Source organism: Mycobacterium senriense (assembly GCF_019668465.1).
GTDB lineage: Bacteria > Actinomycetota > Actinomycetes > Mycobacteriales > Mycobacteriaceae > Mycobacterium > Mycobacterium senriense.
The window spans coordinates 1-15,443 of record NZ_AP024830.1 but is presented as its reverse complement, the minus strand read 5'-3'; the positions used below and the strand labels follow the sequence as shown (position 1 = coordinate 15,443).

Here is a 15,443-nt window from a genome sequence, read left to right as displayed (position 1 = left end):
AGTTACGTATTGCTAAGGTTAACCTGGTAACTGGGACACAAGACTCCAGCACCTCCACTCGCACTGCCGAGCGCGGGCCACCTGTTCAGCGAACAGCGCTGGAACCGACATCGGCGGCGGCCCCGATCGGGTCAACGCGGCGCGGTTGCCGACCGCGTCCAACCGGGCAACCTCACCGGCGTCGAGCAGATCAATCGACGACAGCCGCTGGTTCGGGTCAGCGGTCATCGCCACCAACACCCGCTCAAACCGGTCGATCAGCGCCTGAATGCTGTCGGCGTCGAACACGTCGGTGTCGTACTCGGCGCGCAGCCCCAGTTGGCGGCCCGGGGGTGGCTTGCACCGTCAGCGGGTAGTGGTTGTACTCGCGGCCGGTGAACTCGGTAATGGCCAGCTGGTGGTCGCCGCCGGACAGGGTCGCGGTGTCGACGGGATAGTTTTCCAACACGAACAAGGTGTCGAACAGCTTGTCCTGACCGGTGATTCGGTGAATCTCGCTGAGTGCCACATGCTGGTGTTCCAGCGTGTCGGCGTAGGCCGTTTGCATCTGATCGAGCAGGTCGGCGGTGGTGCTGGCCGGTGTGATACGCGCCCGCACCGGCACGGTGTTGATGAAGAGGCCAACCATCGATTCCGCACCGACCAGCTCGGCCGGCCTACCCGAGACTGCGGTGCCGAACACGACGTCGTGCTGGCCGGTCAGCCATGTCAGGAGTTGTGCAAAACCGGCTTGCAGCGCGGTGTTGACGGTGGTGTGGCGAGAGCGGGCCAGTTCGCTTAGCGATTGCGTGGTGTGGAGGGATAGCCGCGATGAGGCGACCCCGCGACGACCGAGCCCCAACCGATTCGCCGGGCCGACCAGGGTGGGCGTGTCAAAGCCGGCCAGCACCGAACGCCAAGCGGTGTGGGCGGCTTCCAGGTCACGCGTCGCGAGCCAGGCGGCGAACTCCCGATACGACGCGGCCGCGGGCAGTCGCTGTCCGTAATAGGCGGCGAAGATTTCCTGCAGCAGGATCGGCAGCGACCAGCCGTCGAGCACGATGTGATGGTTGGTCAGGACCAACCGGTACTGCTCGGCGGCGGTGCGGATCACGGCCACCCGGAAGGCCGGCCCTCCAGCCAGATCGCACACCGCGGCGCGTTCGGCTGCGCAAATCTGCCGGAAATGCTCATCGACGCCGGATTCGCCGTCCCCGGCGGCGAGGTCGGCGTACCGCCACCCCGGCGCCGGATCGGCCGGGATGATCTGAACCGGCTCCCCGAACCGTTCGAAGAAGCGAGCCGCCAGGTTGGGATGCCGGTCGATCGCGGTCTGTACCGCTTCGCGCAGGCGGTCCGGGTCGAGCGTGCCGGTCACGGTGATGTCTAGCTGAGACGCATAAACATCGTCGCCGTGACCCTGTGCGGTGCTGGCATGAAAGAACAGCCCCCTGCTGGAGGGGAGTCAAAGGCAAAACGTCAGCGATCCGCATATTGGCGCTCCAGCTCGTCGATCTGTTGCTGGCTCAGCCCGGCAAGCGCGATGTCCGACGGGGTCAGCCCGCCGCCACCGCCGCGCACATGGGCGCAGATGCCGGCCAGGGCGTCAAACCACAGCCGGGCCAGGCGGTTGACTTGGGTGTGATCCAGTGCCGAGGGCGCCCAGGTCCAGGTGGCGTGTAGCAGGGGACCGGTGTCGGCGTCCTCGGTGACCGCGTTGAGTTCCACGGTGTGCCCAAGCGGCATGGGTATGGCCACGGCCGCCGCGGCCGCCGACTTACCGTCCGGACTGATCCGCCACAGCTCCTCGGAAAGCTCGGCGGCCGCGGCCCCCAGCCGTCCCAGGTAGTTGAATCCGATCGGCGGATCGGAGTGGGGCAGATCGACCTCGGGGTTCAAATAGCGCAACAGACCGTAGGTCAATGGATCGGGCAGGGTGCGCAGCTGTTCTTTGGCGTCCTTGATCACCGCGCCCAGCGCGGGCGCACCGGAGAGCACCTGCGACCAGGGAAGCCCGCCCACGGTCAACGACACCGGGTATTTGGTGGTGAACCACCCCACGGTGCGGGACAGGTCGACCTCGGCGGCCAGTTCCTCGTCGCGGCCGTGGCCTTCGACGTCAATCCCGATCGGCGCGGCGCCGGTGCCCAAGAACTCCGCCACCGCCATCCCGAACCCGATCAGCAAGATGTCCTGAATGCCGGCATGAAACGCTGTGGGCACCTCGCCGAGCAGGATTTGGGTGGTCTCTGTGTCCAGCTGCACCGACAACTGCCCGGCACTGGCATAGGTATCGACCGCGGGTTGCGCCGCCGGCAATAGCGCCGGCGCGGCGGCCACCTGCCGCCATGGCCTCGCAAGGTCGACCACCGTCGCGGCGTGCGCGTGCTCGGCGAGCAGCGCCGACCATCGCGCGAACGAGGTGCCGCCCGTCGGCAGGGCGATCGGTTGGCCGCTGTGGTGCTGGGCCCAGGCAATGTTGAGGTCTTCCAACAAGATTCGCCAGGACACCCCGTCGATGGCCAGGTGGTGGATGATCACGGCCAGTTCGCCGGTGTCGGCCACCCATAAGGCGCTGAGCATGGAGCCGGTGTCCGGGTTGAGCCGGGCCCGGGCCGCCGCCAGGGCCTCAGCGGAGAGCACGTCGACCCGCTGCAGAGTCGCGGCCGCGTCCACCGCACCGGCTTCGGGCACCCACAGCGACCAGCCCCCCGCGCCGTCGCCGTCCACGCGCAGCCGCAACATGGCATGCCGGTCCAGCAACGCCTGCAGCACCGCCACGACGTCGGACTCGGTGACTCCCACCGGTGCCCGCACTATTACCGTCTGATTGAACTCGTCGATCGGGCCGTCCACTGACTGCAGCCAGTGAATGATCGGCGTCGCGGTCACCGCGCCGATACCCGTATCGTCCGGTCTATCCACGTCGACGGCCACTGTGGCCGCCCGGGCCAGCCGGGCCACGGTCTGCTCGACGAAGATGTCGCGCGGCCGACACAACACCCCGGCCGCCCGGGCCCGCGCCACTACCTGCATCGACAAGATGCTGTCGCCGCCCAGGTCGAAGAAGGAGTCATCGACGCCCACCCGGTCCACGCCCAGCACGTCGGCGTAGATGCGGGCCAGGATCTCCTCGACCGGGTCACTCGCGGCGCGATACCCGCTCCCGGTGTATTCGGGAGCGGGCAGGGCGCGGGTGTCGAGTTTGCCGTTGGGGGTCAGTGGCAGCGCCTGGATGACTACCACCGCCGCCGGGATCATGTAGGCCGGTAGCCGCTCGGCCAGGGCGGTCCGCGCCTGGGTGGGGTCTGCGGTGCCGGTGATGTAGCCGACCAGGCGTTTGTCGCCGGGGCGGTCTTCGCGGGCGATGACGGCGGCTTGGTCGACGCCGTCCAATGCGCTTAGCGCGGTTTGGATTTCGCCGAGTTCGATGCGATAGCCGCGGATCTTGACCTGTTCATCGGCGCGTCCGAGGTAGTGCAGCTGCCCATCGGGGCCCCAGCGGACCAGATCTCCGGTGCGATACATCCGCGTCCCCGGCCCGCCGAACGGGCACGCCACGAAGCGTGACCCGGTCAACCCGGCCCGGCCGAGATATCCGACCCCCACGCCGGCGCCGGCCACATACAGCTCGCCGATCACCCCGGCGGGCACCGGCCGCAACCACCCGTCCAGCACAAACAACCCCGCCTCGGCGACCGGCGCACCGATGGGCACCACTCCGGCACCCACTACCAGCGGGGCGCTGATCGCCACGCACATCGTCGTCTCGGTGGGGCCGTATGCGTTGACCATCACCCGTCCCGGCGCCCAGCAGTCCACCACCTCAGGCGAGCCGGCCTCACCGACCATCACCACCGCCGTCGACTGCAATCCCTGCGGGGACAGCATCGCCAGCGCCGAGGGGGTCTGGGTCAGCACGCTGACCTGCTCAGCGACCAGCAGCTGGTGAAAGTCGTCCGGTGAGCCGGCCACCGGCTCGGGTACGACCACCAGGTGTCCACCGCGCAGCAGCGGACCGAAGATCTCCCACACCGAGACGTCGAAGGCCAACGAGTGACTATGCGTCCACACGCCCGGCGCGGGCAGCCCGGCGTCCAGTGACGCCAACAGCTGGGTCACGTTGTGGTGAGTGATGGCAACGCCTTTGGGCACACCGGTGGTGCCCGATGTGTAGATCAGGTAAGCGATGTTGTCCGGGCCCGGCGCCGGCAGGGCGGCGCTGGGGTAGGTGGGAATGCGGGGATCGTCGGCCTCGATGACCGTCACGTCAAACCCGTCGAGCCGCTCAGATAGCTCGGCGGTAGTGAGCACCGCCGCCGGCGCGGCGTCGCTGAGCACGAACCGCATCCGCGCCGCGGGGACCGCCGGGTCGATCGCCAAGTACGCCGCCCCGGTTTTGAGCACGGCCAGGATCGCCACGATCGCCTCGGCCGAACGGGAAAACAGCAGCGCCACAGACCGACCCGGCCCCACGGCGTGGGCCGCCAACAAATGCGCCAACCGGTTCGCGGCCTGATCGAGCTCGCGGTAGGTCATCGCCTGGCCCTCGGCGGTGACCGCCACCGCCCCGGGTGTGCGGGCCACGTGTTCGGCGAACAACATCGGTATGGACGCCGTCGGGACGGCCGGCCGGGTCAACACCGCCCGGTTACCCAACTCTGCCAGCCGGGCATGCTCAGGCTCGTCGAGCAGGTCGATCGATGACAGCGTGCGGTTGGCGTCGGCGGTCATGGCCATCAACACCCGCTGCCACCGTGCGATGAGCGCCTCGACGGTGTCGGGGTCGAAGACATCGGTGCGGAACTCGACCGCTCCGCTTATTCCGGCGGGCGCACCGGCCTGGGTCCGGCGTTCGGCCAGTGAGAGTGTCAGGTCCATGCGTGCGGTTTGGGTGTTCACCGGTAACGAGGTGACCTCCAGATCACCCAAGCTCAGCTCGGCGGCCGGGTCCCCGGCGAAGTTCTGCCAGGCCAACACGACCTGCACGAGTGGGTGATGGGTCAGGTTGCGGGTCGGATTCAGGCGGTCCACAAGGACTTCGAAGGGCACGTCTTGGTTTTCGTAGGCGGCCAGGCTGCGGGCTCGCACCTGGGCCAGCACCTCGGCCACGGTGGGATCACCGCCCAACTCGACGCGCAGCACCAAGGTGTTGACGAAGAATCCCACCAACTCGTCCAGCGCGGGATCACGCCGCCCCGCGATCGGAAACCCTACCGCCACATCGGAACTGGCACTGAGTTTGGCGAGCAGCACCGCCAAAGCGGCTTGCACCACCATGAAACTGGTGGCGTTGTGCTCGGCGGCCAACGTGGCCACTCGCTGCTGCACCGCTGCGGGCCACTCCAGCGCCACACTGGCGCCGCGCTGATCCGCCACCAACGGATAGGGCCGATCGGTGGGCAACTGCAGCCGCTCGGGCAGCCCGGCCAGCTCCCGCAACCAACTGGCCAGCTGCGCACCGATGCGACTGTGGCCATCGGCCAGATCTCCGAATTGGGAGTGCTGCCACAGCGTGTAATCGACGTACTGCACCGGCAGGGGCGCCCATTGCGGGGCTTGCCCGCTGCACCGGGCCGCATAGGCCACCCCCAGATCGCGTGCCAGCGGGGTTATCGACCAGCCGTCGCCGGCGATGTGGTGGACCACCGCCACCAGCACATGTTCGTCCTCGGCGAGGCGGAAAAGCGTTGCTCGCAAAGGGATCTCGGTTGCCAAATCGAAAGGATGGCGCGCCGCGTCCTGCAAAGCATCATCCAGCCGGGCAGGCGCCCAGCTGCCGGCTTCAACGATCTGCCAATCCACCTCAACCCGCTCGACCGGCAGCACCAGCTGCTGAGGAATCCCCCCGGGGGCGGCGACCAGGGTGCGCAGGCTCTCATGGCGGCCCACCACGTCGGCTAGTGCGGCGCCCAACGCCTCGGCATCGAGGTTCCCGCCCAACCGCAGCGCCACCGCGATGTTGTAGACGGGAGAGGGGCCTTGTAACTGATCCAGGAACCACAACCGGGATTGGGCAAACGACAACGGCACGTCGTGCGGACGGGCAACGGCCACCAACGGCTCTAACCCGCCTCCGCCGATACCGATACGTGGGGCCAGCTGAGCCACTGTGGGCGCGTCGAACACGGTACGCACCGAAAGATCGGCGTCCAGGCAGGCGTTGATCGCCGCGATCAGGCGCATCGCCGACAGCGAATCCCCGCCCAAATCGAAGAACGAGTCGTCGACACCTACCCGCCGCACACCCAGCATGTCGGCGTAGATATCGACCAGGATCTCCTCGACCGGATCACCCGGGGCGCGATACCCGCTCCCGGTGTATTCGGGAGCGGGCAGGGCGCGGGTGTCGAGTTTGCCGTTAGGGGTGAGTGGGAGGGCGTCGAGCGTGACCACCGCGGTCGGGATCATGTAGGCCGGTAGCCGCTCGGCCAGGGCGGTCCGCGCCTGGGTGGGGTCTGCGGTGCCGGTGATGTAGCCGACTAGGCGTTTGTCGCCGGGGCGGTCTTCGCGGGCGATGACGGCGGCTTGGTCGACGCCGTCCAATGCGCTTAGCGCGGTTTGGATTTCGCCGAGTTCGATGCGATAGCCGCGGATCTTGACCTGTTCGTCCGCGCGCCCGAGGTAGTGCAGCTGCCCATCGGGGCCCCAGCGGACCAGATCTCCGGTGCGATACATCCGCGTCCCCGGCCCGCCGAACGGGCACGCCACGAATCGCGAAGCCGTTAAAGGGCTTTGGCGCACATACCCGACAGCGACGCCGCCGCCGGCCACATACAATTCACCGACCATCCCGATCGGTACCGGGCGCAGCCACCCGTCCAACACAAACAAAGCCGCGGTGGGCACCGGCGCACCGATCGGCGGCGCCCCCGCCCCGGCCGTCAACGGCGCAGTCCTGGACGCACACACCGTGGTCTCGGTGGGGCCGTAAGCGTTGACCATGACCCGACCCGGCGCCCACCGATCGACCACCTCGGCCGGACACGCCTCACCGGCCACCAGCAATGACACCGCGTCCAGCCCCTCCACGGGCAGTGCCGCCACCGCAGAAGGGGTTTGGCTTAGGAAGCTGACCCGCTCAGCAACCAGCAAGGTGTGGAAGTCACCCGGTGAGTCGGCCACCGACTCGGGGACCACCACCAGCCGCCCACCTTGTAGCAGCGCACCCCAGATCTCCTCGACTGAGGCATCGAACGCCAGCGAATGCCACTGCGCCCACACCTGTTTCGATGCCGTCCAGGTGTCCAGTGACGTCATCAGCTGGGTCACGTTGCGGTGGGTGACGGCCACGCCTTTGGGCACGCCGGTGGTGCCCGAGGTGTAGATCAGGTAAGCGGTTTCGTCGGGATCGGGCCCCGGCAATGCCGTGCTGGGTTGCGTGGCAATTCGGGGATCGTCGACGTCGATGACCGTGACGTCGCCCTCGTTCAGCCGGGGGCGCAGCGTGGCGGTGGTGATCGCGGCAATCGGCTGAGCATCGCCGATCATGAATCTGATGCGCGCCGCCGGCAGCGCGGGGTCGATCGGCAGGTAGGCCGCCCCCGTCTTCAAGACCGCCAGCATCGCCACCACCGCGTCGGCGGAACGCGAAAGCAGCAGCGCCACACACTGTCCCGGGCCGGCGCCATGGGCGGCCAGCAGGTGCGCCAGCCGGTTGGCGGCTTGGTCGAGTTCGCGGTAGGTCATTGAGTTGCCGCCGAAGGTCACCGCTACCGCCTCGGGGGTGCGGGCCAGCTGTTCGGCGAACGACTCGGGAATCGACACCGCGGGGAGCGCAGGCCGGGTCAGCACCGCGCGGTTACCGAACTCATTCAGCCTGGCGTGCTCGGCCTCGTCGAGCAGATTTACCGCCGAAAGTCGCTGCCCCGGATCGGCGCTCATCGCCACCAACAACCGCAGCAATCGTTGGATCAGCGCGTCGATGCTGTCCGCCGCGAACACATCGGTATCGAATTCGACGCGAAGCTCCAGTTCATTGCCCGGCCGGGCCGCCATCGTCAACGGATAGTGGGTGGATTCGCGACCGTGGATCTCGGTGATACCCAACCCGTCGATGCCGGAGAACGCGGCGGTGTCGACCGGATAGTTTTCGTACACGAACAGGGTGTCGAACAGCTGGTCGTGGCCGGTGATTCGGTGGATTTCGTTTAGTGCCAGGTGTTGGTGGTCCAGTGTGTCGTTGTAGGCGGTTTGCATTTGGTCGAGCAGGTCGGTTGTGGTGCTGGCCGCGGTGATATGCGCTCGGACCGGCACGGTGTTGATGAACAGGCCCACCATGGAGTCCGCGCCGATCACTTCGGCCGGTCTTCCCGAGACGGTGGTGCCGAATACGACGTCGTGCTGGCCGGTCAGCCACATCAGCAGTTGGGCCCACGCGGCTTGCAACACGGTGTTGACGGTGGTGTGGGATGAGCGGGCCAGTTCGCTGATCGCCCGGGAGGTTTCGGCGGACACCCGAATCGATTCCACGCCCCGACGCCCGAGCCCCGGCCGATTCGGCGGGCCGACCAGGGTGGGGGTGTCCAAGCCGTCGAGCACTGCGCGCCAGGCCGTCTCGGCGGCGTGGAGGTCGCGGTCGGCCAGCCAGCTGACAAAGCTGCGATACGGCGCGGGTGCGGGTAGATGCTGCCCGTAATAGCCGGCGAAGATCTCGCCCAGCAGAATCGGCAGCGACCAGCCGTCCATCACGATGTGGTGGAAGGTCAGCACAAACCGATGCCGACCTTCGTCGGTACGGATCACCGTGGCACGAAAAGCCGGTTCGTCGGCCAGCTCACACACGGCGGCGCGTTCGGCAGCGCACACCCGTTGAACCCGCTCATCAAGATCGACATCACCCGCGTCTAGTTCGAGATACCGCCACACCGGCGCGGGGTCGGCCGGGATGACCTGCACCGGCAGGTCGAATTGTTTGTGGAACCGGGCCACCAGGTTCGGGTGGCGAGTGATCACGGAGTGAATTGCGTGGCGCAGCCGGTGCAGGTCAAGAACGCCGCTGAAGGTGATGTCCAACTGCACCGCGTAGACGTCGTCGTTGGCGTGCGCCGTGCTGGCGTGGAAGAGCAGCCCTTCCTGTAGTGGGGTGAGTGGCAGCACGTCGGCGATTGCATATTGCTGGTGCAGTTGGTCGAGTTGGTGTTGGGTCAGCCGGGCTGGGGCGATATCGGAGGGGGTCAGGCCGCCTCCTCCGGCGCGCACATGGGCGCAGATGCCGGTCAGGGCGTCGAACCAGAGTTCGGCCAGGCGGTTGGCCTGGGTGTGGTCCAGTGCCGAGGGTGCCCAGGTCCAGGTGGCGTGGAGCAGGGGGCCGGTGGCGGTGTCTTCGGTGGCGGCGTTGAGTTCCACGGTGTGCGCCAGCGGCAGCGGCACCGCCGCGGTGACACCGGTCAGCGAGACGCCGTCGGGGCTGATCCGCCACAGCTCCTCGGAAAGCTCGGTGGCCGCAGCCCCTAGCCGTCCTAGGTAGTTGAATCCGATCGGCGGGTCGCGGTGGGGCAGCTCGACGTCGGGGTTCAGATAGCGCAGCAGGCCGTAGGACAGCGGGTCGGGCAGGGTGCGCAGCTGTTCTTTGGCGTCCTTGATCACCGCGCCCAGCGCGGGTGCGCCGGTCAGGACTTGGGTCCAGGGCAGCCCGGCCACGGTCAAGGACACTGGGTATTTGGTGGTGAACCATCCCACGGTGCGGGACAGGTCGACCTCGGCGGCCAGTTCCTCGTGGCGGCCGTGGCCTTCGACGTCGATGCCGATCGGGGTGTCGCCGGTGTCCAAGAACTGGGCGAGTGCCATCGCGAAGGCGATCAACAAGATGTCTTGCACGCCGGCGTGGAAGGCTGCGGGCACCTCGCCGAGCAGCATGCGGGTGAGCTCGCTGTCCAGCTGCGCGGTGAGCTGTCCGGCGCTGGCGTAGGTATCCACTGCTGCTTGCACGGCGGGCAGCCTGGCCGGGGTCGCGGTCAGCTGTTTCCAGGTGTCGGCGTGGGCCACGACGTGGGGGTGGCGGGCGTGCTGGTCGAGCAGCGTTGACCATCGGACGAACGAGGTGCCGCCTGGTGGTAGGGCGATCGGTTGGCCGCTGTGGTGTTGGGCCCAGGCGATGTTGAGGTCTTCGAGCAAGATTCGCCAGGACACCCCGTCGATGGCCAGGTGGTGAATGATCATCGCCAACTGGCCGGTGTCGGCTACCCACAGCGCGCTGAGCATGCTGCCGGTGGCCGGGTTCAGCCGGGCCCGGGCCGCCACCAGGGCATCATCCGAGAGCACGTCGACCCGTTGCAGACATGCGCCGGCATCGACCAACCCGGCATTGGGCACCCACAGCGACCAGCCGTCGGCGCCGTCGCTATCCACGCGCAGCCGCAACATGGCATGCCGGTCCAGCAACGCCTGCAGCACCGCCACGACGTCAGACTCGGTGGCCCCGACGGGGGCGGACATGACGATGGTCTGGTTGAACTCATCGATCGGGCCGTCCACGGACCGCAGCCAGCACATGATCGGAGTCGCAATCACCGGCCCGACACCCTCATCGACCACCCCGGCGATGCCGTCGGCGACCGTGGCCACCCGGGCCAGCCGGGCCACGGTCTGCTCGACGAAGACGTCGCGGGGGGCGGCAGATCAGCCCCGCCGCCCGGGCGCGGGCCACTACCTGCATCGACAAGATGCTGTCGCCGCCCAGGTCGAAGAAGGAGTCGTCGATGCCGACCCGGTCGAGCCCCAGCACCTGGGCGTAGATGCCGGCCAGGATCTCCTCGATGGCGCTGCCCGGAGGCCGATAGGGACCAACGGTGTATTCCGGCGCGGGCAGGGCGCGGGTGTCGAGTTTGCCGTTGGGGGTCAGTGGCAGCGCCTGGATGACTACCACCGCCGCCGGGATCATGTAGGCCGGTAGCCGCTCGGCCAGGGCGGTCCGCGCCTGGGTGGGGGTCTGCGGTGCCGGTGATGTAGCCGACTAGGCGTTTGTCGCCGGGGCGGTCTTCGCGGGCGATGACGGCGGCTTGCTCGACGCCGTCCAATGCGCTTAGCGCGGTTTGGATTTCGCCGAGTTCGATGCGGTAGCCGCGGATCTTGACTTGTTCATCGGCGCGTCCAAGGTAGTGCAGCTGCCCATCGGGGCCCCAGCGGACCAGATCTCCGGTGCGATACATCCGCGTCCCCGGCCCGCCGAACGGGCACGCCACGAAGCGTGACCCGGTCAACCCGGCCCGGCGCACATACCCAACGCCCACCCCGCGGCCCGCCAGATACAGCTCGCCGATCACTCCGGCCGGCACCGGGTTCAACCAGGCATCCAGCACAAAGAAGGCCGCCCACGCAATCGGCGAGCCGATCGGCGGCGGCCCCGACCCCGCCGCCAGAGGTGCACTCTTGGACGCCCACATCGTCGTCTCGGTCGGGCCGTACACGTTGACCATCACGCGTCCCGGCGCCCACCGGTTCACCAACTCGACGGGGCAGGGTTCCGCACCGATCACCAACGCCGCCGACTCCAACCCTTGCGGCGAAAGCATCCCCACCGCCGACGGGGTCTGGGTCAACACGGTGACTTGCTGGTCGACCAGCATCGCGTGGAAGTCCTCCGGTGTGCGCGCCACCGAGTCAGGCACCACCACTAGCCGCCCGCCAAACAGCAACGCACCCCAGATCTCCCAGACCGAGAAATCGAAGGCGTAGGAGTGAAACTGCGTCCACACCTGGTGGGGTGCCAACTCCACCCCGATATCCAGTGCGTCGAACATCTGAGTGACGTTGTGGTGCGTGACGGTCACACCTTTGGGCACCCCGGTTGTGCCAGAGGTGTAAACGATGTGTGCCAGGTCATCAGGGGCCGGGTTCGGCAAGGCGGTATTGGGTTGGGAATCGACGCGAGGGTCGTCGAAATCGAAAACGGCCAGCTCGCACTTATCGAACCGGGAGCGCAGGCACGCCGTGGTGATCGCAGCGATCGGTCCGGAATCGGCGACCATGAACTCGATCCGGGCCGCCGGCAGCGCCGGATCCATCGGCAGATACGCCGCCCCGGTCTTGAGCACGGCCAAAATCGCCACGATCGCATCAGCCGACCGCGAAAACAGCAGTGCCACAGACTGACCGGGGCCGGCGCCGTGGCCCGCCAACAGATGCGCCAACCGGTTGGCGGCCGCATCAAGCTCGCGGTAGGTCAGGGAGCGACCCTCGAAGGTCACCGCCACTGCATCGGGGGCACGGGTCACCTGCTCGGCGAACACAGCCGGAATCGATGCTTCGGTTGCGGGCTGGGTCAGTACCGCACGGTTGCCGAGTTCATCGAGGCGGGCGTGCTCACCCTCGTCGAGTACATCGATCGACGAAATCCTTTGCGCCGGGTCGGCGGTCATCGCCACCAGCACCCGCTCCAAGCGCCCGACCAGCGCGTGGACGCTGGCCGCGTCGAACACATCGGTGCGAAACTCCACCGTTCCGCCGATCCCGGCGGGGTCACCGCCCTCGGTGAAGCGTTCGGCCAAGGAGAACGCCAGATCCATCCGGGCGGTGCGGGTGTTCACCGGTAGCGACGTGACCTGCAGGCCCTCCAATGCCAGCTCCGCCGCGGGATCGCTATCGCCGGCGAACTGCCAGCCGACCATCACCTGAATCAGCGGGTGGTGAGCCAACGACCTTGACGGATTGAGTCGCTCCACAAGCACTTCGAAGGGCACGTCTTGGTGTTCGTAGGCGGCCAGGCTGCGTCTGCGCACCTGGTCCAGCAGTTCGGCGGTGGTGGGGTCCTTCGACACGTCGACGCGCAGCACCAAGGTGTTGATGAAAAAAACCCACCAGTTCGTCCAGTGCGGGGTCGCGTCGTCCGGCGATTGGGGAACCCGACGGCCACCTCGGGGCTGGCGCTGACCTTCGACAACAGCACCGCCACGGCGGCCTGAATCACCATGAAACTGGTTGTATTGTGCTCGCGGCCCAATCGTGCAACCTGCTGCTGCAGCTCGGCCGGAAAATCCACGATGACGTTGGACCCGCGCTGATCGGCCACCGGCGGGTAGGGGCCGATCGGTGGGCAGCTGCAGCCGCTCGGGCAGCCCAGCCAGGGCCTGCTCCCAGTAGTCCAGTTGCGCGGCGATGGGGCTGTCGCTGTCGTCGAGGTCTCCCAGCTGCGCTCGTTGCCACAGTGTGTAATCGACGTACTGCACCGGCAGCGGCGCCCAGCCAGGGGGCTGCCCGGCACACCGACTGGAGTAGGCCACACCCAGATCCCTGATCAGCGGGCCGATTGACCAGCCGTCGGCAGCGATGTGGTGGACCACGGCCACCAGCACATGTTCTTCCTCGGCGACGCAGAAAAGTGTTGCGCGCAAAGGGATTTCGGTTCCCAGGTCAAAACCGCGACGCGCTGCCGCGCCGATGGCCTCCTCCAACCGATCCGCCGACCAGCTGGTGGCATCGACAAGATCCCAACCGAAGTCGACTCGCTCGGGCGACAGTACTAGCTGCTGGGGGGATCCCCTCGGGCGCGGCAAGCAGCGTGCGCAGGCTTTCATGACGGCCGACCACATCCGCCATCGCCGCGCGCAATTCGTCGGTATCGAGGCGCCCGTTCAACCGCAATGCCGCGGCCAGGTTGTACACCGGGGAGGGTCCCTGCAACTGGTCGACAAACCACAACCGCTGCTGGGCATACGACAACGGCACCACCGCTGGCCGCTCTGCTGCCACCAAGGGTTGCAGCCGCCGCGAACCCACGCCGATATGGCCTACCAACTGGGCAACCGTGGGCGCGTCGAACACGGTCGGGACCGAAACGTCGGCATCCAGTGTTGTGTTGATCGCCCCAGACAAACGCATGGCCAATAGCGAATCCCCGCCGAGGTCGAAGAAGGAGTCGTTGATGCTGACTTGGTCGAGTCCGAGGACTTGGGCGTAGATGGTGGCCAGGATTTCTTCGAGGACGGTGTTGGGGGCTTGGTAGTCGTGCAGGTCTGGGGGTGTCGGGTGCGGGCAGGGCGTGGGTGTCGAGTTTGCCGTTGGGGGGGTTAGCGGCAGGGTGTCGAGTGTGATGATGGCGGCCGGGATCATGTAGGCCGGGAGTTGTTCGGCGAGTTGGGTGCGTGCGTGGGTGGGGTTGGCGGTGCCGGTGATGTAGCCGATCAGGCGGGGGTGGCCGGGGTGGTCGTGGCGGGCGATGACGACGGCTTGCTCGACGCCGTCGAGTGCGCTTAGCGCGGTGTGGATTTCGCCGAGTTCGATGCGGTAGCCGCGGATCTTGACTTGTTCGTCGGCGCGTCCGAGGTAGTGCAGTTGGCCATCGGGGCCCCAGCGCACCAGGTCCCCGCTGCGATACATCCGGGCCCCGGGTTGGCCGTAGGGGTTGGCGATGAAGCGGGTGGCGCTGAGTGCGGGTCGGCCCAGGTAGCCCACCGCGACCCCGGCCCCGGCGATGTAGAGCTCGCCGATCACCCCGATCGGGACGGGGCGTAGCCAGGGGTCCAGGACGTGCAGGGTGGCCCCGGGGACCGGGGCGCCGATCGGCACCACGGGGGTGGCGGCGGTCAGGGGGGTGCTGATGGTCACGCACATGGTGGTTTCGGTGGGGCCGTAGGCGTTGAGCATCACCCGCCCGGGGGCCCATTGGTGGACGACTGGCAGGGGGGCAGGCTTCTCCGACGGTCACCAGTGTGGTGGTCTCCAGCCCGTGTGGGGAGAGCATCGCTGCGGCCGAGGGGGGTTTGGGTCAACACGCTGACGCCTTCGGCGACCAGCAGTTGGTGCAGCTCTGGGGGGGGGGAGGCGGCCACTGTCTCGTCGACCACCACCAGCCGGCCCCCGCGTAGCAGCGGGGCCAAGATCTCCCACACCGAGACGTCGAAGGCCAGCGAGTGGGCATGGGTCCATACGCCGGGGGTGGGCAGCCCGGCATCGGGGTGGGCCAGCAGCGCGGTCACGTTGTGGTGGGTGATGGCCACGCCTTTGGGGGTGCCGGTGGTGCCCGAGGTGTAGATCAGATACGCGATGTCGTGCGGGTGCGGCGGGGGCAATCCGGTGTCGGGCTGGGCGTCAAGCCCGGGATCGGCCAGGTCGAGGACCGCCACGTCCACCCTGTGCAGGCGGGCGGACAGTGCGGTGCTGCTCAGCACTACTGCTGGTGCGGCATCGGCGAGTACGAACCGCAGCCGCGCGGCGGGCACGGCGGGGGTCGATCGCCAGGTAGGCGGCCCCGGTCTTGAGCACGGCCAAAATCGCCACGATCGCCTCGGCGGAACGCTCCAGCAGCAGCGCCACACATTGGCCCGGGCCCACCCCGCGGCCAGCCAGCCGATGCGCTAACCGGTTGGCCGCCGCATCCAGTTCCCGATAGGTCATCGACTGGCCCCCCGCGCGGACCGCGATCGCCTGCGGGTTGCGGGCCACCTGCTCGGCGAACACCACCGGAATCGACAAGGTGCTGGAGTCTTGTGTCCCAGTTACCAGGTTAACCTTAGCAATACGTAACT

The 15,443-nt window shown here is 67.7% G+C and carries 2 pseudogenes; both read right to left on the bottom strand.

Annotation, left to right across the window (positions count from 1 at the left end):
- Positions 1–18: 18 nt before the first annotated feature.
- Positions 19–12,758 (bottom strand): annotated as a pseudogene (locus tag MTY59_RS27795) (amino acid adenylation domain-containing protein); the annotation flags it as partial.
- A gap of 194 nt (positions 12,759–12,952) precedes the next feature.
- Positions 12,953–15,443, bottom strand: a pseudogene (locus MTY59_RS28055) (amino acid adenylation domain-containing protein); the annotation flags it as partial.